The organism is Sodalis sp. RH15 (assembly GCF_047324255.1).
GTDB classification, from domain to species: Bacteria; Pseudomonadota; Gammaproteobacteria; order Enterobacterales; family Enterobacteriaceae; genus Acerihabitans; species Acerihabitans ligni.
The window spans coordinates 810,399-829,691 of the sequence record NZ_CP178738.1; the positions used below are offsets into that span (position 1 = coordinate 810,399).

A 19,293-nucleotide genomic window follows, 5' to 3' on the forward strand; every position below is an offset into this window, starting at 1 on the left:
ACGTTATACTTGGCTGAAATCCCGATGCGTGGGACAAGCTGACCCATTTCTTCATTTTCCTGCCTGAACAACCGGTAAAAATAGGCCACCCTTACCATGTTGCTGATCATCGATAACTATGATTCCTTTACCTATAACCTGTACCAATATTTCTGCGAACTGGGCGCACATGTAGAGGTTAAACGCCACGATGAGGTGCAACTGGACGATATCGACCGTATGGCGCCCGAGAGGCTGGTGATTTCTCCCGGCCCCGGTACCCCTGACGAGTCAGGCATCTCCATGGCGGCCATTGCGCATTTTGCCGGCAAGATACCGGTTTTGGGGGTTTGCCTCGGCCACCAGGCCATAGCGCAGGTATTCGGCGCCCGCGTTGTGCGGGCAAAGCAGGTTATGCACGGTAAGACCTCACCTATCGTCCATGACGGCCGGGGGGTTTTCGCCGGGTTGCCCGCGGATTTGACCATGACCCGCTACCATTCGCTGGTGGTGGAGACCGCCGGTTTGCCGCCCTGCCTGGAGGTTTCCGCCTGGAGCCTGCAAGAAGGCGTTCACGATGAAATCATGGGCATCCGTCATCGTACCTTGCCCCTTGAAGGTGTACAGTTTCATCCTGAGAGCATTCTCAGCGAACAGGGACATCGGTTGCTGGCGAATTTCCTGGCGATGTAAGCCGATGGCCCGCCGCGAATGCTTCAACCGGCCCGGCGTCGGTAGCGGATATAATTTTTTGCCGTTGAACGGCGATAAAAGATTGCATTGAAGTGATTTTTTATTCATATTTTATGATTATAATTTCATTTATCTTTTGCGGCGGATAGAGTAAAAAGCTTATGAAAACACATGATGACGCGGTAACCAGGGAAACGTTTGATCAGGTCATTTTGCCAGTTTATGCACCTGCTCAATTTATTCCCGTCAGAGGCAAAGGCAGCCGGGTATGGGACCAGGAAGGCAAGGAGTACATTGATTTCTCCGGCGGTATCGCCGTGACCGCCCTGGGCCATTGCCATCCGGCGCTGGTGGCGGCGCTGAAAAGCCAGGGTGAAACCCTGTGGCACACCAGTAATGTCTTTACCAATGAACCGGCGCTGCGGCTGGCGCGCAAACTTATCGATGCCACCTTTGCCGATAGGGTCTTCTTCGCCAATTCGGGAGGTGAAGCCAACGAAGCCGCCTTTAAGCTGGCCCGTCATTATGCCATCACCCGCCACAGCCCTTATAAAACCAAAATCATCGCGTTCCACAACGCCTTTCACGGCCGTACGCTCTTTACCGTCACGGTGGGCGGCCAACCCAAATATTCCGATGGTTTCGGACCGAAACCCGGTGATATCGTCCACGTGCCGTTCAACGATTTGGCGGCGGTAAAAGCGGTGATGGACGATCATACCTGCGCGGTGGTGGTTGAGCCGATACAGGGCGAGGGCGGGATCACGCCGGCCACGCCGGAATTCCTGCAGGGGCTTAGGGATCTGTGCGATCAATACCAGGCCCTGCTGGTGATGGACGAAGTGCAGTGCGGTATGGGCCGGACCGGTAAGTTATTCACTTATATGCATTATGGTGTCCTGCCGGATATTCTCACCACCGCCAAAGCGCTGGGAGGCGGTTTCCCCATCAGCGCCATGCTTACTACCGAGGAGATTTCGTCGGTGATGGCGGTGGGAACCCACGGCACCACCTATGGCGGCAATCCGCTGGCCTGCGCGGTGGCCGAGGCGGCGCTGGACGTCATTAACCAGCCGGCGGTGCTGGCGGGAATCAATGAACGGCATGACAGGTTTTTCAGCGCGCTGCAGAAGATTAACGACCGCTATCATGTGTTCGAAGAAATTCGGGGCATGGGCTTGCTGATTGGCGCCGCGCTGAAACCCGGCTATCACGGCCGGGCACGGGAATTCCTTCATGCCAGCGCCGCCAACGGTCTGATGATCCTGAACGCCGGCCCGGACGTGGTGCGTTTCGCCCCGTCGCTGGTGGTGGAATTTGACGATATCGATCAGGGAATGGCCAGGTTTGAACAGGCGGTGGCCCAGGTTACCGCCGGCTGAGCTCACTGAGAAAGAGCCTGGCGCGGACGGTTCACTTATCAAACCGCCTTTCTCGACCGGGCACTTTGCCAACACGCTCAGCCGCCATTATCGGCGGCTATTGGGCATTTTCCCCCAATCGCCGCGATAGCCAGCGGCCGTGCTGCGGTCGCTGGCGCCAGGCAACCGACGAGATGGTATGCATGACTCCCAAATGGAACAGGATACGCCGCAGATGGCGTTCCATCGGGGTGCCCGGCTGCTCCGGCGTATCGCCGGCGGTGGCCAGTACCGGCTGTTCGCTGCTCGGACCATCGTATTCCAGCCGTTGCTGGCAGGTTTGCAGCGCCACCTCGCAGGCGGTCAGGTATTTTTCCGCCAGCATTGGCGTCAGCATGTAGTGATCCCGCGCCAGTATCGTCATGGCATTGATATGCTCAATAATAAACTGGCTATGGGTCACCCATAGGCGCATATCGATGAGGTAGCGGGAGTTGAAACCGGGCTCCTGCATGGCCTGGCTTAGTGAGGTGAACAGGGCGTTATGGGCCTGGTTGGCCCGCATACGGGCATAGGCCAGCGCCGCCGGCTCCGGATTCGCCTGTAATAACAGACGCAATGCGTCCTGATCCCTTTCCAGCGCCTGATGGGCGTTTTTGCGCAGCAGGCCGCTTTGCCACTGCGGCCACAGCCAGAGCGTACCGCCGAACGCCAGCATGCATCCGATCAGGGTATCCACCAGCCGCGGTACCAGAAAATGCGTACCGTTCAGGGACAATAGCTGCAGGGTGTAAACGGCGGTTACGGTGAAGCCGGTCATCGCCAGGCCGTAATTTTTCCGCAAAACCAGGTAAGCCGCCAGGGTCACCACCAGCATAAACAATAAAACCGTGCCGTCCCCCAGATGGAGCTGCAGGGTCGCGGCGGCGATAACCAGGCCGGCCAAGGTTCCCAGCGCCCGATGCTGGATACGTACCCGGGTGGCGTTATAGCCGTTCTGGCTGACAAACATCACCGTCATCAGAATCCAGTAGGGTTTAGGCAGGTTGAACACCAGTCCCAGGCTGCTGCCGATGGCCAGCATAATGCCCAGCCGGGCGGCGTTGCGCAGCGCCATGGATTTGAGCGAACAGTAGCTGCGCAGCGCCTGCCAGAAAGAGAGCCGTTGCTGGTTATCCGCCATGATATCCCGCCGGTAGAGCGGACGTTGCGTCCTGAGCAGCCGGGCGATGCGGCTGAAGTGATAAAAACAAAATTGCCCCACCGGATTATCCGGATTTCGCTGGGCAATTTTTTCCACCGCCGACAGGGCTTCCGCCATGGTGAAACGGCCCGATAACCGATGATAAAGAATATCGTCCGCTACCACCCGCAGCCGGGCGGCAATCAATTGGGCATTATAGCGGATCACCGCTTCAGCGTGACTCTGCTCCACCAGCTTCTGCACTTCGTCCGGCTGATGCAAACTGACGGCGATATGCTCTTGCAGGTCCAGAGCCACCTGAAATGTCCGCAGCAGACGTTTGTACTGAAGCTGATGGTTGGCCGACAGCATATGCAGCTGCTGGTAAATTTGCGCAATCAGATCAATCACCCGCTGCTGCCGGGCAAACAGCGGCGGCAGGGCGGTTTCCGGGTCGGTATGCTGGGTCAGCAGGCTGTATTTCGCCTCGATATAATCCGCGAGCTCTCTATAGAGCAGGCTGAGGGTTTCCCGCATCGGCTGCTCTTTAAGCCATCGGAACCACAGGCCGGTAAACAGCCCGTACCAGGCGGTACCGGCGATATACAGCAGCGGCGGGATCCACACCGGGGCGTTGCCGGTCAGGCCGAGGGTAAAAATGGCGGCGATAAGGGAGGCGGGTAATAACCGCCCGTGCAACGGACTGATTTCACCGGTGACGCCCAGCACCAGCGCCAGGCCCACCATGATAAAGGGCAAGGGTACGTGTACAAAGAGCAGCCACTGGATCAGTACGCTGCTGACGGCGAACAGCGTACCGCCGATGGCCAGGCGTTTAAAAAAGCGTTTATGCAGGGTATCCAGGCCGGCGATGTTGCAACAGGCGGGCACCAGGGAGAACAGCAGGCCGTTCTGCAGGCTGCCGAACAATAGCCCTATCGCCACCGGCAGGCAAAGCACGATGGTTTGCCGCAAGGCATAGTTGACTTCGGGGTGATAGATCAGTCGACGCCACATGCTGCCAACAAGCAGGCGTGGCACAGAGTACCACGCCTGTTTGATTAACGTTTAACGCGTACCGTAAACGACAATGGTCTTGCCGTGTGCGGAGATGAGATTTTGATCTTCCAGCATTTTCAGAATACGGCCCACCGTTTCACGGGAACAGCCGACAATCTGGCCGATTTCCTGGCGGGTAATCTTGATTTGCATGCCGTCGGGGTGGGTCATGGCGTCGGGTTGTTTCGCCAGATTAAGCAAGGTTTGCGCGATACGTCCCGTGACGTCGAGAAACGCCAGATTACCGACTTTTTCCGAGGTGACCTGCAAGCGGCTGGCCATCTGCGCCGACAGACGCATCAGGATATCCGGATTCACCTGAATCAGTTGCCGGAATTTTTTATAAGAAATTTCAGCCACTTCACAAGCGGTTTTCGCACGAACCCAGGCGCTGCGCTCCTGGCCTTCTTCGAATAAGCCCAATTCCCCGATAAAATCCCCCTGGTTAAGGTAGGACAAGATCATCTCTTTACCTTCTTCATCTTTTATCAGCACCGCGACGGCGCCTTTGACGATGTAGTAAAGTGTTTCAGCTTTTTCGCCTTGATGTATTAGCGTACTCTTCGATGGATACTTGTGAATATGGCAATGAGACAGGAACCATTCGAGAGTCGGGTCTGTTTGCGGTTTGCCGAGAACCATTCGCTGTTATCCTCTTTTGTCATCGCTGTCCTTGTTCAGGACATCGTATTCCCTATTACGGCGCTGTTTTATCGATCCATCTCCGTTGTAAACGGAGCGACGTTAGGGAACTTATTAGGGTCTGGTTTTAGTGATGTTCCGATCGCTCTCTTGCCCTTTCATTATCATGAGGTCGATCCAGCCTTGTTTTTAGCATAGGTTTGAAGCAGTGTCTTCTGTTGTCTTGCATCAGCATGAAGTATGTTAGGTAACATTGCCACCTTTCCAATAAAAATGTAGGGTGCAGGAAAAACTTTTTATCTGGAGTCATCATAATGCAAGCACGAGTAAAATGGGTCGAAGGTCTGTCTTTTATAGGTGAATCCGCCTCCGGCCACCAGATTTTGATGGATGGCAACGCAGGGGAAAAAGCGCCCAGCCCAATGGAAATGGTACTTATGGCGGCTGGGGGGTGCAGCGCCATCGACGTGGTATCGATTCTGCAAAAAGGGCGTCAGGATGTGCGTGATTGCGAAGTCAAGCTGACCTCTGAACGCCGCGACGAAGCGCCGAGGTTATTTACCCATATTAATTTACACTTCATAGTTTCCGGCACGGGGCTCACCGACAAAATCGTCGAAAGGGCGGTGGAGCTGTCAGCGGAAAAGTATTGCTCGGTGTCTTTGATGCTCGGCAAATCCGTGAACGTTACCCATAGTTTTGAAGTGCGTTTGCCGTCCTGAATGACGGATGCGTTACCGCGGGCGCGACGCTCCGGCCGCGCCCGGTTTATTCAATGCGTTTGCCTTCCAGTAGCTGCTTTACCAATGGTCCCATGATCAGTTCCATCGCCAGCCCCATTTTCCCTCCCGGTACCACCAGCGTATTGATATTGGAAATAAACGACCCCTGCAGCATCGCCAGCAGATAGGGAAAGTCGATATGATCCAGGCCGCGAAAGTGAATTACCACAAAGCTTTCGTCCAGCGAAGGGATGGCCTTGGCGGCAAAGGGGTTGGACGTGTCCACCGTGGGAACCCGTTGAAAATTGATATGGGTACGGGAAAATTGCGGTGTGATGTAGTTGATATAGTCTTCCATCGATCGCACCACGGAATCCATCACCGCTTCCCGGGAGTGTCCGCGTTCGCTGGTATCGCGCACCAGCTTTTGTATCCATTCCAGGTTGACGATGGGTACTACACCCACCAGGAGATCCACATGCTGCGCCACATTATGGTGGTCGGTAACCACCCCGCCGTGCAGCCCCTCGTAAAACAGCACATCCGTCGGCTCCGGCAGCGGCTGCCAGGGAGTAAAGGTGCCGGGAATCTGATTGTAGGGAACGGCTTCGTCATAGGTGTGCAGATATTTTCGCGCTTTGCCGTGGCCGGTGAGCCCATACTGCAGGAAGGTGTGTTCCAATAGGCCGAAGTCATTGGCTTCCGGCCCGAAATAGCTGATATGTCGCCCGAGATCGCGGGCCTTGCGAATGGCCATGTCCATTTCCGGACGGGTAAAATGGTGGAAACTGTCCCCTTCCAGCTCGGCGGCGTGAATATTCAACTGGTGAAAAATTTTACGGAAAGCCAGACTGGTGGTGGTGGTGCCGGCGCCGCTGGAGCCGGTAACGGCAATAATGGGATGTTGTGCTGACATGGTAACCCTACGCTTCGTTATATGACGGCGTGATACCCTCAATAACTCAGGTTGCAGGAAAGCGGACGCACCTGCAACTTGAAGTATGACGGGTAGATTCACATGCGCCCGGCATGAAAGACTTGATTATTGTTATCATGTTTAGCGGCGCAGGGCCAATTTGCGTTATTCCGGATGAAACTGGCCGCGGGGCATAATATTGATGGTCTCATGCAGTTCCGACCATACCACTACCGCTTCGCCGCTTATCAGTTGACGTTTGACATCGGCGACTTTGGCCTCCAATGTCTTTTCCTGTTCGCCGTAATCGGTGCCTTCTCGCAAGACAAAGGATTCAAGCAGGTTATACAGGGTGTCGGAGTCGATTTCTTCCCACGGAATAATCATCATGTTATGTCCAGTTTGTTAATGATTCAATGCCTTGAGGAAATTTCACCAGCAAAGCCTTGTGCGGATACAAGCGCGCTGTTAGTTTCTTACCTTCATTAAAGGGAGGGGAGCCCCCGAAACGTGGAACCGAGTCTTTTTCTTTCAATGTTGGGTTTTCTTTGGGTCGCTGCCATTACGCCCGGTCCTAATAATATGCTGCTTACCGCTTCCGGCGCGAATTTCGGTTTTTGGCGTTCAATGCCGTTGATGCTGGGTATTATGCTCGGGATGCAGTGCATATTGCTATTGGTGGCTTTCGGTATCGGCGGTTTAATTACCCTGTATCCGTCATTGCATTTTATGCTCAAAGTGGCCGGTTCCCTTTATCTGCTGTGGTTAGCCTGGAAGATTGCCACCGCGGCGTATGAAACATTGGAGACGGATGCGCCGCCGCCACGCCCCATTCCGTTTTACCAGGGCGGACTGCTGCAGTTCCTGAATCCCAAAGCCTGGTTGATGGCGCTGGGGGCTGTAGCCAGTTTCAGCCTGACGGGTAATGCCTATATTACTTCGGTGGGGGCCATCAGTATTGGTATTGTGACGGTGAATATCGTTTCCGGGACTATTTGGCTCGGCTTTGGTACGCTTATCGGCCGTTTGCTCAGCAGTAAACGCGCCTGGACGGTATTTAATGTCGCCATGGGATTGCTTACTGCGGCCTGCGTGCTGTTGATTTGGCGCTGATAAGGCCGCGCAATTTTTGCGGTCTTCCTTTAACACGCTAGGTTCACGCGCCGGCGATCGCGGGCCTACCGTGCCATGAGGCGCTTCGGCGGGCGGGAAAACCACGCCCGCTTCGACCTCATTGGCGCGGTCTCCCTTGAACACGTTCGGTTCACGCGCCGGTGATCGCGGGCCTACCGTGCCATGAGGCGCTCCGGCGGGCGGGAAAACCACGTCCGCTTCGACCTCATTGGCGCGGTCTCCCTTGAACACGCTCGGTGCGGCTTCGGTGCTGGCGCGGTCTCCCTTTAACACGCCCGGTGCGGCTTCGGTGCTGGCGGTTGACTATAAAGGGCTATTCCCCTTCAAACTCTTTTATCAGGGTTTCAAGCTGTTCCTGGGCATCCAGCCACGCTGTTTCCGCCTGTTCCAATTGGGATTTTACCTGGGCCTGGCGCTGCAGACAGGCGGCGAGATCTCCTTTACGGGCGATATCGTACAGCGCTGAATCCGCCAGCTCGGCTTCCACTTTCGCCAGTTCGCTGCCCAGGGTTTCCAGCGCTTTTTCGTGGCGTTCGATGGATTTGCGCAGCGGCTGGGTTTGGCTGCGGAACTCGGCTTCGCGCCGCTTTTGGTCCTTTCTGGACTGGGCGTTATTGGCGGAGGCGGGAATATCCTCGCGGCCGTCGGCGCCCTGCGCCGCCTGGCGCTGCTGGTCCGCCAGCCATTGCTGGTAATCCTCCAGGTCTCCCTCGAAGGGCTCTACCAGCCCGTCATGAACCAGATAGAAATCGTCGGTGGTGGAACGCAGCAAATGCCGGTCATGGGATACCACTACCAGGGCGCCCTCAAAGTCAATCAGCGCCTCGGTGAGCGCCTGGCGCATATCCAGATCCAGATGGTTGGTGGGCTCATCCAGCAACAGCAGGTTAGGGCGCTGCCAGACGATCAGCGCCAGCACCAGCCGGGCTTTCTCGCCGCCGGAGAACCGTTCCGTACGCTCGGTGACCTTATCACCCTGAAAACCAAATCCGCCGAGATAATCCCGCAACGCCTGCTCATACTCCTGCGGCGCCATCCGGTTCATATGCTGCAGCGGCGATTCGTCGGCCCGTAGGAACTCAAGCTGATGCTGGGCGAAATAGCCGAGCTTGATGCCTTTGGCCAGGGAGACCCTGCCCGACTGAGGCTCCAGCGTACCGGCCAGCAGTTTGATAAGCGTTGATTTACCGGCGCCGTTGCGTCCCAGCAGCCCGATGCGCGAACCGGGCACCAGGTTAAACTTGATGGAATTCAGGACAGTGCGATCGCCATAGCCGGCGCTGACCTTTTCCATCGTCAGTAATGGATTGGGCAGGCTTTCCGGGTCGCGAAACCGGAATTGGAACGGATTATCCACATGGGCCGGAGCAATAAGCTCCATGCGTTCCAGCATTTTAATCCGGCTCTGCGCCTGGCGGGATTTGGTGGCTTTGGCGCGAAAGCGGTCGATGTAATGCTGCAGGTGCGCCACTTTTTCCTGCTGATGCTGATAAAGGGACTGCTGTTGCGCCAGTTTGGTCACACGTTGCAGCTCAAAAGAGGAATAATTACCGGTATATTCGTTCAATGACTGCTGTTCGATATGGAGTATCTTATTGACGACGGGATCGAGGAAGTCCCGGTCATGGGAAATCAGGATCAGCGTGCCGTTGTAATTTTTCAGCCACTTTTCCAGCCACATGACCGCATCAAGATCCAGATGGTTGGTGGGTTCATCCAGCAGCAGCAAATCGGAACGGCAGATCAGCGCCTGCGCCAGATTAAGGCGCATCCGCCAGCCGCCGGAAAAATCGCTCACCGGTTTTTGCAGCTGTTCCTGGCTGAAACCCAGGCCGTGCAGCAGGCTGGATGCGCGTGGCCGTATGGTCCAGGCGTCGATGACATCCAGTTTGCCATGCAGCGTGGCGATGGCGTGACCGTCATTTTTTTCGTTGGCCAGCTGTAATTCGGATTCCAACTGACGATATTCCCGATCGCCGTCGATAACATAGTCTATAGCCGGTTCGTCCAGCGCGGGCGTTTCCTGGTTTACCCAGGCCAGGGACCAGTTGGCCGGGTAAGTGACATTGCCGGCATCGGCGCTGAGTTCATGTTTCAACAATGCCAAAAGGGTTGATTTGCCGCAGCCGTTTTTGCCCACCAGCCCGACTTTTTGCCCCGGGTTTACCGTGGCGGTCGCATTATCAAGCAGTACCCGGGTACCGCGACGAATTTGCACAGATGAGAAGACAATCATAAAGCGCCATAGTTTGAGAGTATGTTAAATTGACATTATTGAATGCAAGCCAGAGTGAAACGTCCTGGTTTTCGACTTCGCGGAGCATGGTAGCGGAAAACCCGCGCCCTGACGACGCTTTGGAGGGGAATTGATTACACAACCACCCAAAGTTTTGTTGCTGTATGCCCATCCCGAATCGCAGGATTCGGTTGCCAACCGGATTTTGCTGCAGGCGGCATCGCCCCTGGCGCATGTCACCGTACATGATCTTTACGCGCATTATCCGGATTTTTTTATCGATATTCATTATGAACAGCAATTGTTGCGAGAGCATCAGGTGATCGTGTTCCAGCATCCCCTTTATACTTATAGTTGCCCGGCGCTGCTCAAGGAGTGGCTCGACCGTGTATTGACGCGGGGCTTCGCCAGCGGCATCGGCGGCAATGCCCTGACCGGAAAGTATTGGCGGTCGGTCATTACCACCGGCGAGCCGGAAACTGCTTATCAGCATTTGGGATATAACCGCACTACCATGGAAGAGGTTCTGCGTCCCTTTGAACTGGCCGCGACCCTGTGTCGCATGCAATGGGTGTCGCCCTTGGTGGTTTACTGGGCCAGACGGCAAACCCATGACGCCTTGATGCGTCATGCCGATGCGTATGCGCGCTGGCTTAATGAGCCGGTGCAGGAAAGAGGGCAGCGTCTTGGGTAGCAGTCCGTCATTTTTAACCGCCGTCGTGCTGTTCCTGTTTGCCGCCGTGGTGGCGGTGCCCATTGCCCAGCGCCTGGGCATCGGCGCGGTAATAGGCTATCTGGCGGCGGGTATCGCCATCGGCCCCTGGGGTCTGGGTTTTATCCGCGACGTGGATGAAATCCTGCACTTCTCTGAACTGGGGGTGGTGTTCCTGATGTTTATCATCGGTCTGGAGCTGAACCCCGGCAAATTATGGGAATTGCGGCGTTCCATTTTCGGGCTCGGCACGGCGCAGCTTGTCATTACCGCCGTTTTACTGGGCACCGTCTTGCTGCTGACCCACGCCTCATGGCAATCGGCGCTTATCGGCGGCATCGGTTTGGCCATGTCCTCAACCGCTATCGCGCTGCAGCTTATGCGCGACAAAGGCATGAACCGCAATGAAGGCGGCCAGCTCGGATTTTCGGTGTTGCTGTTTCAGGATATGGCGGTAATACCGGCGCTGGCGGTCATTCCTTTCCTCAGCGGCGGCAGCGGCGTACCCAGCGATTGGACGAAGATCGGCATGAAGGTGGCGGCGTTTTTCGTCATGCTGGTGGGCGGCCGTTACCTGTTGCGCCCGCTGTTTCGCTATATCGCCGCCGCCAACGTGCGGGAAGTCTTTACCGCCGCCGCGCTGCTGCTGGTGCTGGGAGCGGCGCTGTTCATGGATATGCTGGGCGCCTCCATGGCGCTCGGGACCTTTATCGCCGGGGTACTGCTGGCTGAAAGCGAATACCGCCACGAGCTGGAAATCGCCATTGAGCCGTTCAAAGGCTTGCTGCTGGGGCTGTTTTTCATCTCGGTGGGCATGGCGCTCAATCTGGGCGTCCTGTATGTCCATGTGCTGCAGGTCTTGGCCGGTCTGGCGATACTGGTGCTGCTGAAGGGAACGGTACTGTATATTCTGGCGCGCATTTTCGGTTTGCGTCGTTCGGTCCGGTTGCAATTCGCCGGGGTGCTGAGCCAGGGCGGTGAATTTGCCTTTGTGCTGTTCTCCGCGGCGGGGGCGCAGAAAATCCTGTCGCCGGATCAGCTGTCGCTGCTGCTGGTGACCGTAACCCTGTCGATGATCACCACGCCGCTGCTGATGAAGCTTATCGACGGCATTCTGACCCGCCGCTATAACGCCCAGGAGGAGCATGACGAAAAGCCGTTCGTGAACGACGACGAGCCGCAGGTGATTATTGTCGGTTTCGGCCGTTTCGGTCAGGTCGTGGGGCGGCTGCTGATGGCCAATAAAATGCGCATCACGGTGCTTGAGAGGGATATCAGTGTGGTCAGCCTGATGCGCAGCTATGGTTATAAGGTGTATTACGGCGATGCCACGGAGCTTGAACTGCTTCGCGCCGCCGGCGCGGAAAAGGCCCAGGCGATTGTGGTGACCGCCAATACCCCGGAGGCGAACATGGCGGTAGTGCATTTGTGCCAGCAGCATTTTCCCCATTTGAAAATCCTGGCGCGCGCCCGCGGCCGTGTAGAGGCCCATGAATTATTGCAGGCCGGCGTGACTCATTTTTCCCGTGAGACCTTTGCCAGCGCTCTGGATCTGGGCCGCAAGGCACTGCTGGAACTGGGCATGCATCCCCACCAGGCCCATCGTGCGCAGCAGCATTTTCGCCGGCTCGATGTGCGGATGCTGCGGGAGCTGATGCCGCAGATGCAGGGGGATTTGGCGCAGATATCCCGCGTCAAGGAATCCCGGCGCGAGCTGGAGGATATTTTCCAACGGGAAATGATGAAGGAACGCTGGCAGCTAAACGGTTGGGAAGATGACGATCAACAGGGAGATAAACCTTATGACGGTTAAGCGTAAACGCTTTATTGCCGGCGCGGTATGCCCTCACTGCCAAAGCAAGGATACTCTGGCCCTGTGGAGTGATAACGATGTCGAGAGCTTTATCTGTGTGAAATGCGGTTTCACCCAGCAGCAAACTGACGGAACAAACGCGGAGAAAAGGCCGCTCCCGGAGCACATTATCGGTATTTTCCATCCGGAGTAGCCTTCACGGTCAGGTTTTTTTAAGCTGAAGGATACATACGTGCATTTTTTCGTTAGAATCTGCGCCAGTTTAGTTTCCAACGGTAGGAGATATCATGAAAGTTTCAAAAGATCTGGTGGTCAGTCTGGCCTATCAGGTACGTACAGAAGATGGCGTTTTGGTCGATGAGTCTCCGGTGAGTGCGCCGTTGGACTATCTGCATGGTTATGGTTCACTGATTTCCGGCCTGGAAAAAGCATTGGAAGGACATGACGTCGGTGATCATTTCGACGTGCATATTACCGCCAATGACGCCTACGGCCATTATGACGAAAACCTGGTTCAGCGAGTTCCCAAGGATGTGTTTATGGGCGTGGAAGAGCTGGAAGTCGGCATGCGCTTTTTGGCTGAGACCGATCAAGGCCCGGTTCCGGTGGAAATTACCGAAGTCGACGGCGATCATGTGGTGGTGGACGGCAATCACATGCTGGCCGGCCAAAACCTCAATTTCAATGTGGAAGTGCTGGCCATCCGCGAAGCCACCGCTGAAGAGCTTGAGCACGGACATGTCCACGGCGAACACGATCATCATCATGAGCACGATCATGAGCATGGCGATGACTGCTGCGGCGGACATGGTCACGACCATGAAGGCGGCGGTTGCGACGGTAAAGGCGGCTGCGGCTGTCATTAAGGGAGGGGCCGGCTGCCGCCGGCCAGAAAAACCATGCCCGATTCGACCCCACCGGCACGGTTTCCCTTTAACACGATTGTTGCACGATCGGCGAACGCGGGCTTACCGTGCTGTGGGGCGCTCGGTCGGGCAGGAAAACCATGCCCGATTCGACCCCACCAGCGCGGTTTCCCTTTAACACGCTCATTTGACCTCTGGTGTTAGAGAGCTAACCGCCATGCGCAATGATAATCAATAGTGCGGCGGGGGCGTCTCTTCCGACTGTGAGGCGATCATCGAGGTTTGCTGCGTGCGCAGCTTCTCGGACAATAAGCGCAGCAGTTCCTGCAGGCGGCTGATATCCCGCTCATGGGCTACGACGGTTTGGTTTAATTCTTCTATGGTGACTTCCTGAAAAGCCAGTCGGCCTTCCAGCAACTCCAGCCGTTGTTCGAATTGTGATAATTCCATGATGTTTTCCTCAGTGCTACCCTTGACCCACCCTATTCTAACGATAAAACGTCTCCATTGCCCGTCCTAAGCCTGTCTTGCGGAGCGCTTAAGCCACTTGGTTTCTTGACCCGCTGCGGTAGGCGATAAACAGGCGGGGGAGGGAAGGGGGGGCGGGGCGGGGGAATCTGGGCGTTGGCGCTAATAAAAGTAGCGCTATCGTCCTGGCTTCCCTACAATGGAAAACAGGGTCTATATTGATAGCAGGGATTTAGGATTGCAGGTGAAAAAAGAAAACGCCAATTCAACCATTATTGATATAGCGCGGCGCGCAAATGTCACCAATATCACGGTTTCGCGCGTGTTTAATCAACCCCATTTAGTTAAATCCGAGACGCGGGAAAAAATACTTTCCATCGCCAAGGAGCTTAATTATGTACCCAATGCATTTGCGCAAGGGTTGAAAAAAAACAGCAGCCGTATTATCGGCGTGGTAACCAGCAGTACCTATAATCCCTTTTATTCACACCTGATCCAGACCGTATCAAGAATCGCCAGGAATAAAGGCTATCAGATAATGTTATTTGATACTGATGACAGCGAAGCGGCGGAGAAGTTGGCTATTCAAACCCTGTTTAGTTACCAGGCCTGCGGGATATTGCTTTCCGCCGTGCGTGATGATAAAGCATATTCTCCGGCTTACCTGGATCTGGCGGACGTTTATCGAATTCCCTTGGTGCTTATCGACCGCGATATCTACGGAAAAAAACTGAGCGGCGTATTCCTGAATAATATCGAAATCGGCGTGCGCGCCGGCCGCTTTCTGGCGGAGCAGCCGGAGCAGCGCCTGCTGATCGTCGGGGGGCCAGAGGATTCGGAGATCACCAAAGATCGTACGGCCGGTATCATGGGAGCATTGATCGGCAATAATAAAGAGGTGGAAATAATATATGGGGATTATAAATTCGATTCCCAGGAGCAGGCTCTGCGTAATTTACTGTCAGACAAAGAACGATGGCCTCAATATATTGTTGGCCTGAATGGCATTATTACCTTAGGCGCTATGTCGATTTGCAACCAGCTTAATATTTATAATCAGATTAAATTTTTTTCCATCGATACTCCTCCTTATTGTGAATCCTATGGTCAGCGGATCCCAGGTATATATCACAATACGGTATTACTGGGAGAAAAAGCGGCGGAGATATTATTCAAGCTCATTGAGAAGCCAAAAAATATGCAGGCGCCGCTGCGTGAATATGTTCCCGGCGAACTGACCGTTTAAGCCGTAAATCTATACCCTAGATAATTAGAGTTGCAGGAAGGCGGCAACGCTGCTTGCAGCGGCCCCGAAGGGGCGAGGCCCATGGAGGGGCCGAGTATTGCCAACGCACTTGTAACTTGAAGTATGGCGGGTATATATCGGATGAGTTCGGGTATAATGTTCCTCTCCCTGTTAAGGGTGAATAATCACTTTCCGTCGGCGCCAGCGCCGTTCGGCAAATATTGTTATTGACCGTAATAGGCGTTTTTTCCGTGCTTGCGCAGAAAATGCTTATTTAACAGGTCGGTTTGCATTGGCGCGATGGCCGGCGCCAATTGGCAGGTAAACAGCGCCATGGCGGCCACTTCCTCCAGCACCACCGCATTGTGTACCGCGTTGGCGGCATCTTTTCCCCAGGCGAAAGGGCCGTGGGAAAGCACCAGCACGCCGGGCATCTCCCCTGGTGAGCATTGTTGCCGCCGGAACGTCCGCACGATCAGTTCGCCGGTTTCCCGTTCGTAGTCTCCTTCTATTTCCTGCCGGCTTAACGGCCCGGTGCAGGGAATCTCGCCGTAAAAATAATCCCCGTGGGTGGTGCCCAGCGCCGGGATGGGGCGTCCGGCCTGCGACCAGACGGTGGCATAGCGGCTGTGGGTATGCACCACGGCGCCAATCTCCGGAAAATGCTGATACAGCACCAGATGGGTTGCAGTGTCAGACGAAGGCCTCCGGCGCCCTTCGACGATTCGGCCCGTTAAATCCACCACCACCAGGTCTTCCGCCGTCATGTCGGCATAATCGATGCCGGAAGGCTTGATGACGACCAATCCCTGTTGACGGTCGATAGCAGACACATTTCCCCAGGTAAACGTCACCAGTCCATATGTCGGCAGGCTCAGGTTGGCCGCCAGCACTTGCTGTTTCAGGTCATTCAACATGCTAACCCCCCCAGCCGCATCTGCTGCTCAATCCAGGTTTTGGCATAACGCACCCGATCGATGTCGTCCGTTTTGCCCCGTGCCCACATCTCCAGCAGATAGGGGCCGCGATAGTCCAGTTCCCGAAGAGTCTCGAAGGCATTAACAAAATCCACACAGCCGTCGCCGAAGGGCACATCGCGAAATTTGCCCGGCGAATCCGGCGTCACCGGCGAGGTGTCTTTAAGGTGGATGGCAGTGATCTTATTAATGCCTTTGGTCAATTCCCCCGCCACGTTATTGCCCCAGGCGCTGAGATTGCCAAGATCGGGATACACGGTAAACCAGGGGTTTTGAATGAGTTGGTCGAACTCCAGCCACTTGCTGATGCTATTGATAAACGTCGTATCCATTACCTCAATGGACAGCATCACTTGCGCCTTGGCCGCCTGTTCCACCGCCCAGTGAATGCCGTCGATAAACCGCGCCCGGGTATGGCGATCGGAAGGTTCATAATAGACATCATAGCCCGCCAGCTGGATATTCCTGATGCCGAGATCCACCGCCAGCGCCAGCGCTTTCTCCATCAGCTGATAGGCCCGTTGGCGGATAATGCCGTCCCGGCTGCCGAATGGGAAACGGCGATGGGCCGACAGGCACATGCTGGGCACCGCCACGCCGCTGTCCAATTTGGCCTGGGTAAACGCCAGGCGTTCCCGCCGATCCCAATCCAGGCGCCGCTGCCGCTCCGGCTGTTCATCAATGGAGATTTCCAGGAAATCAAATCCCAGGTCCCGGGCGGTATCCAGGCGCTGCGGCCAGTCCAGCTGCAAAGGCAGGGCTTTTTCATAGATACCCAGGCAAATCCTTTTATCCGCCGGCTTGCCGTCGTTATCAAGCATAACTCACCTCGCTTAACGCCTTGGCGGTATCAAGGTAGCGGGCCATTTGCCGGCGCAGCTGCAGATGGGCGTCCCGTTGCGGTGTATAGGTCCGGACCTCAGGCTGGGTTGCGGCGATGGCCGCGGCGAAATCGGCATAATATCCCCGGCCGACGGCGGCGCATAATGCCGCGGCGCGACAGCCGCTTTGCTTGATATCAATGACATCCAGCGGCAAGTTGCCGGCATCGGCGAACATCTGCATCCATACCGGAGAATGGGTCGGCCCGCCGGTGATGCGGATGCGTTTGACCTGCGGATTGAGCTGCAAAATACGATCCTGGTGTAGGAGATGGGAAAACACAATGCCTTCGTAGAGGGCGTAGATAATGTCCGCTTTTTCATGATGGGACCGCATTCCCACCAATCCCCCCGCCAGATTGAGGCTGTAATTGGAACCGAACAGATAGGGCAGGAACACGATTTCCGTATCATGCCCGCTGCGTTCGGCCACCCATTGATCAAACTGCTGGAAAGGGGTCTCTTCGTCGCCGCAGAAATTACGCATAAACCAGGCCAGATTGGCCGCCGATGTCGGACTGCCCTCGTGCACGAAATACTTTCCCGGTACACAGTAGCTCCCCCAGACATAGGGATACTCCGCCGGGATAATGCTGTCGGTGACGCAGGTAGCGATGGACCAGGTGCCGGCCACGGCGCTGAGGGTCTGGTTATCGCACACGCCGGAACACACCGCCGATGCCACCACGTCAAACAAACCGCCGTAGACCGGCGTGCCGGCGGCCAGCCCGCAGGCTTGGGCCGCGGGCTCCGTTACCGACCCGGTCTGCTCGGCGGAGCCTACCACCGGGGCGGTTTTATGGCGCACTTCACTGATGCCGAAATCCTCCATCAGCTGCGGGTCATAGTCGCGTGTATGCTGGTTATAGAGATTGCTGCCGGAGATATTGGTCACTTCCGCCGCAATGACGCCGGTCAAGCGGTAGCGGACGTAATCGTGCACCATCAGCACCGACGAAATACGGTCGTAGTTTTCCGGTTCGTTGATTTTCAGCCAGCGCAGCAGGGTGGCCGGATGCGCGGTCCACAGCTGTTGCAGTCCGCGGGGGTAGGTAAGGCGGTCGATACCCTGTTTCTGCCACTGCTGCACCAGCGCCAGCGCCCGGGTATCGGATGAGATGATGCCGTTGCGTACCGGGCGGCCTTCATGATCGATAGCGTAGAGCCCCTTGCCGTGAGAGGAGAAGCTGACGCCGAGGATGTCGGCGGGGTTCACTCCGCTATCCCCAATCACCTGCCGGACAACGCTGCATACCGTTTGCCAAAGTTCTCCCATATCCCGTTCGGTAAAACCCGGCTGCGGCGATAACACCTCGGCGTCGCGTTCGGCCACGCCTATCTCATGCCCATCGGCGCTATATAAACCGGCCTTGGTGACCGTCCCGCCGATGTCAATGCCTAGAAAACAGGCCATAGGGCCTCCTTGATAAAAGAATCACTTACGCTTCTCTGAGCTGATATAAATCGCCGCCAGGATAATGCCGCCCTTGATGACGTTTTGGACATAGGGGGAAACCCCCATCAGGTTCAGTCCGTTATTGAGGATGCCCAACATCATGGCGCCCACTAGCGTACCGATGATGGCTCCTTTACCGCCGGTAATGGCCGTGCCCCCCAGCACCACCGCCGCGATGGCGTCCAGTTCGAATCCTTCCCCGGCATTGGGCTGCCCGCTCATTAGCCGGGAGGTCAACACCAGGCCCGCCAGGGCCGCGGTTATACCGCTGATGATGTACACCAGCAGTTTGTAGCGCGTGATGCGAATGCCGCTCAGACGGGCGGCCTCTTCATTACCGCCGATGGCATAGACATACCGTCCGAACGACATATGGTTGAGCATGGCGTAGGCAATGATGTAGATGCCGGCCATAATCAAAATCGGCACCTGGATGCCCATCACCTCGCCGCGGCCGAAAAAGGCGAACGGATCCGGCAGGCCGGAAACGGGATAACCGCCGGTATAAATCAAGGCGAGTCCCCTGGCTACGCTCATGGAGGCCAGGGTAACGATGATCGGCGGCATCCGGGCGTAAGCCACGCAGGCGCCGTTGATGGCGCCGAACAGCCCGCCGATTGCCAAACCGGCGAGCAGCGCCAGGGGCATCGGTATGCCGGTTATCATCAAACCTGCCGCCACCGTGCCCGATAACGCCATCACCGATCCCACCGACAGGTCAATCCCGCCGGTGAGAATGGCGCAGGTCATGCCCACGGCGATAATGGCGTTGATAGAAACCTGCCGCGCCACATTGGTGAGGTTATTGAAGGTTAAAAAGCTGTCGCTCAGTAAAACCATCAGGACAAACAGCATGATGAATCCCAGCAAAGGGAAAACCGCCGGATGGCGCATGCATTTATCCCAATAGATGCGGCGTGGCGATGGGGTCATCACATCGCGGGAAGAA

Annotated in this window: 19 protein-coding genes; 9 read left to right on the forward strand and 10 right to left on the reverse strand. The window is 56.0% G+C overall.

The window, feature by feature from the left end:
• Positions 1-96: 96 nt before the first annotated feature.
• Positions 97-672 (forward strand): aminodeoxychorismate synthase component II, encoded by a 576-nt coding sequence (locus ACL2XO_RS03680; protein ID WP_203522961.1) that lies wholly within the window; start codon positions 97-99, stop codon positions 670-672.
• A gap of 161 nt (positions 673-833) precedes the next feature.
• Positions 834-2,054 carry a bifunctional acetylornithine/succinyldiaminopimelate transaminase gene (gene argD / locus ACL2XO_RS03685; RefSeq protein ID WP_132923692.1) on the forward strand — a complete coding sequence of 407 codons (1,221 nt, stop codon included), beginning with the start codon at positions 834-836 and terminating at the stop codon, positions 2,052-2,054.
• Positions 2,055-2,151: 97 nt separating this feature from the next.
• Here argD and ACL2XO_RS03690 read toward each other — a convergent pair whose 3' ends face one another.
• Both ACL2XO_RS03690 and crp read right to left on the reverse strand, forming a co-directional pair.
• Positions 2,152-4,233 carry a YccS/YhfK family putative transporter gene (locus tag ACL2XO_RS03690; protein ID WP_132927898.1) on the reverse strand — a complete coding sequence of 694 codons (2,082 nt, stop codon included), beginning with the start codon at positions 4,231-4,233 and terminating at the stop codon, positions 2,152-2,154.
• A 51-nt stretch (positions 4,234-4,284) separates the two neighbouring features.
• Positions 4,285-4,917 carry a cAMP-activated global transcriptional regulator CRP gene (gene crp, locus ACL2XO_RS03695; RefSeq protein ID WP_034895576.1) on the reverse strand — a complete coding sequence of 211 codons (633 nt, stop codon included), beginning with the start codon at positions 4,915-4,917 and terminating at the stop codon, positions 4,285-4,287.
• A gap of 314 nt (positions 4,918-5,231) precedes the next feature.
• Here crp and ACL2XO_RS03700 point away from each other — a divergent pair, with 314 nt between their 5' ends.
• Positions 5,232-5,639 (forward strand): OsmC family protein, encoded by a 408-nt coding sequence (locus ACL2XO_RS03700; protein ID WP_132923691.1) that lies wholly within the window; start codon positions 5,232-5,234, stop codon positions 5,637-5,639.
• 46 nt (positions 5,640-5,685) lie between these two features.
• Here the strand turns inward: ACL2XO_RS03700 and ACL2XO_RS03705 are convergent, their stop codons facing one another.
• Positions 5,686-6,555, reverse strand: coding sequence for a phosphoribulokinase (locus ACL2XO_RS03705; RefSeq protein WP_203522960.1), 870 nt, complete (start codon positions 6,553-6,555; stop codon positions 5,686-5,688).
• 165 nt (positions 6,556-6,720) lie between these two features.
• Positions 6,721-6,942 (reverse strand): YheU family protein, encoded by a 222-nt coding sequence (locus tag ACL2XO_RS03710; RefSeq protein WP_132927897.1) that lies wholly within the window; start codon positions 6,940-6,942, stop codon positions 6,721-6,723.
• A 123-nt stretch (positions 6,943-7,065) separates the two neighbouring features.
• On the opposite strand from ACL2XO_RS03710, the gene ACL2XO_RS03715 reads away from it, so the two are divergent.
• A complete protein-coding gene (locus ACL2XO_RS03715) occupies positions 7,066-7,668 on the forward strand; it encodes a LysE family translocator (RefSeq protein ID WP_132923689.1) in 603 nt (200 codons plus the stop codon).
• A gap of 334 nt (positions 7,669-8,002) precedes the next feature.
• Here ACL2XO_RS03715 and ACL2XO_RS03720 read toward each other — a convergent pair whose 3' ends face one another.
• On the reverse strand, positions 8,003-9,925 hold the full coding sequence (locus ACL2XO_RS03720) for an ABC transporter ATP-binding protein (protein WP_413742206.1): 1,923 nt from the start codon (positions 9,923-9,925) through the stop codon (positions 8,003-8,005).
• A gap of 133 nt (positions 9,926-10,058) precedes the next feature.
• Between ACL2XO_RS03720 and kefG the strand changes: the two genes are divergently transcribed.
• The 4 genes from kefG to slyD all read left to right on the forward strand — a co-directional run bounded on the left by kefG (position 10,059) and on the right by slyD (position 13,316).
• Complete coding sequence (kefG, locus tag ACL2XO_RS03725) at positions 10,059-10,619, forward strand: glutathione-regulated potassium-efflux system ancillary protein KefG (protein ID WP_165934291.1); 561 nt, start codon at positions 10,059-10,061, stop codon at positions 10,617-10,619.
• Positions 10,612-12,450: a glutathione-regulated potassium-efflux system protein KefB gene (gene kefB, locus ACL2XO_RS03730; RefSeq protein WP_243701471.1), complete on the forward strand. Its 1,839-nt coding sequence runs from the start codon at positions 10,612-10,614 to the stop codon at positions 12,448-12,450. Before kefG ends, kefB begins: the two co-directional genes overlap by 8 nt.
• Positions 12,440-12,643 (forward strand): YheV family putative zinc ribbon protein, encoded by a 204-nt coding sequence (locus ACL2XO_RS03735; RefSeq protein WP_413726455.1) that lies wholly within the window; start codon positions 12,440-12,442, stop codon positions 12,641-12,643. The genes kefB and ACL2XO_RS03735 overlap by 11 nt, the downstream gene beginning before the upstream one ends.
• Positions 12,644-12,737: 94 nt before the next feature.
• Positions 12,738-13,316: a peptidylprolyl isomerase gene (gene slyD, locus ACL2XO_RS03740; protein WP_132923684.1), complete on the forward strand. Its 579-nt coding sequence runs from the start codon at positions 12,738-12,740 to the stop codon at positions 13,314-13,316.
• 231 nt (positions 13,317-13,547) lie between these two features.
• Here slyD and ACL2XO_RS03745 read toward each other — a convergent pair whose 3' ends face one another.
• Complete coding sequence (locus ACL2XO_RS03745; protein WP_203522957.1) at positions 13,548-13,766, reverse strand: protein SlyX; 219 nt, start codon at positions 13,764-13,766, stop codon at positions 13,548-13,550.
• Between the two features lie 262 nt (positions 13,767-14,028).
• Between ACL2XO_RS03745 and ACL2XO_RS03750 the strand changes: the two genes are divergently transcribed.
• The gene (locus ACL2XO_RS03750) at positions 14,029-15,030 is read left to right on the forward strand and encodes a LacI family DNA-binding transcriptional regulator (RefSeq protein WP_413742207.1); all 1,002 of its coding nucleotides are present in this window, start codon (positions 14,029-14,031) and stop codon (positions 15,028-15,030) included.
• Positions 15,031-15,254: 224 nt separating this feature from the next.
• Here the strand turns inward: ACL2XO_RS03750 and araD are convergent, their stop codons facing one another.
• Genes araD through ACL2XO_RS03770 form a run of 4 tightly spaced genes read right to left on the reverse strand, consistent with a single transcriptional unit; the run spans position 15,255 to position 19,277 of the window.
• Positions 15,255-15,947 carry an L-ribulose-5-phosphate 4-epimerase gene (gene araD, locus ACL2XO_RS03755; RefSeq protein ID WP_413726457.1) on the reverse strand — a complete coding sequence of 231 codons (693 nt, stop codon included), beginning with the start codon at positions 15,945-15,947 and terminating at the stop codon, positions 15,255-15,257.
• The gene (locus ACL2XO_RS03760; RefSeq protein WP_132923680.1) at positions 15,941-16,828 is read right to left on the reverse strand and encodes an L-ribulose-5-phosphate 3-epimerase; all 888 of its coding nucleotides are present in this window, start codon (positions 16,826-16,828) and stop codon (positions 15,941-15,943) included. Before ACL2XO_RS03760 ends, araD begins: the two co-directional genes overlap by 7 nt.
• On the reverse strand, positions 16,821-18,302 hold the full coding sequence (locus tag ACL2XO_RS03765) for an FGGY-family carbohydrate kinase (protein ID WP_413742208.1): 1,482 nt from the start codon (positions 18,300-18,302) through the stop codon (positions 16,821-16,823). Before ACL2XO_RS03765 ends, ACL2XO_RS03760 begins: the two co-directional genes overlap by 8 nt.
• Before the next feature lie 21 nt (positions 18,303-18,323).
• Positions 18,324-19,277, reverse strand: coding sequence for an ABC transporter permease (locus tag ACL2XO_RS03770; RefSeq protein ID WP_413743028.1), 954 nt, complete (start codon positions 19,275-19,277; stop codon positions 18,324-18,326).
• Positions 19,278-19,293: the final 16 nt, after the last annotated feature.

What these genes read in the sequence shown, in the direction of transcription:
- ACL2XO_RS03700 (WP_132923691.1), top strand. Translation starts at nt 5,232, where the DNA reads ATGCAAGCACGAGTAAAATGGGTCGAAGGTCTGTCTTTTATAGGTGAA.
- ACL2XO_RS03770 (WP_413743028.1), bottom strand. Translation starts at nt 19,277, where the DNA reads ATGACCCCATCGCCACGCCGCATCTATTGGGATAAATGCATGCGCCAT.
- araD (WP_413726457.1), bottom strand. Translation starts at nt 15,947, where the DNA reads ATGTTGAATGACCTGAAACAGCAAGTGCTGGCGGCCAACCTGAGCCTG.
- ACL2XO_RS03705 (WP_203522960.1), bottom strand. Translation starts at nt 6,555, where the DNA reads ATGTCAGCACAACATCCCATTATTGCCGTTACCGGCTCCAGCGGCGCC.
- ACL2XO_RS03720 (WP_413742206.1), bottom strand. Translation starts at nt 9,925, where the DNA reads ATGATTGTCTTCTCATCTGTGCAAATTCGTCGCGGTACCCGGGTACTG.
- ACL2XO_RS03690 (WP_132927898.1), bottom strand. Translation starts at nt 4,233, where the DNA reads ATGTGGCGTCGACTGATCTATCACCCCGAAGTCAACTATGCCTTGCGG.
- slyD (WP_132923684.1), top strand. Translation starts at nt 12,738, where the DNA reads ATGAAAGTTTCAAAAGATCTGGTGGTCAGTCTGGCCTATCAGGTACGT.
- ACL2XO_RS03745 (WP_203522957.1), bottom strand. Translation starts at nt 13,766, where the DNA reads ATGGAATTATCACAATTCGAACAACGGCTGGAGTTGCTGGAAGGCCGA.
- ACL2XO_RS03765 (WP_413742208.1), bottom strand. Translation starts at nt 18,302, where the DNA reads ATGGCCTGTTTTCTAGGCATTGACATCGGCGGGACGGTCACCAAGGCC.
- ACL2XO_RS03680 (WP_203522961.1), top strand. Translation starts at nt 97, where the DNA reads ATGTTGCTGATCATCGATAACTATGATTCCTTTACCTATAACCTGTAC.
- ACL2XO_RS03760 (WP_132923680.1), bottom strand. Translation starts at nt 16,828, where the DNA reads ATGCTTGATAACGACGGCAAGCCGGCGGATAAAAGGATTTGCCTGGGT.
- ACL2XO_RS03735 (WP_413726455.1), top strand. Translation starts at nt 12,440, where the DNA reads ATGACGGTTAAGCGTAAACGCTTTATTGCCGGCGCGGTATGCCCTCAC.
- crp (WP_034895576.1), bottom strand. Translation starts at nt 4,917, where the DNA reads ATGGTTCTCGGCAAACCGCAAACAGACCCGACTCTCGAATGGTTCCTG.
- ACL2XO_RS03710 (WP_132927897.1), bottom strand. Translation starts at nt 6,942, where the DNA reads ATGATTATTCCGTGGGAAGAAATCGACTCCGACACCCTGTATAACCTG.
- argD (WP_132923692.1), top strand. Translation starts at nt 834, where the DNA reads ATGAAAACACATGATGACGCGGTAACCAGGGAAACGTTTGATCAGGTC.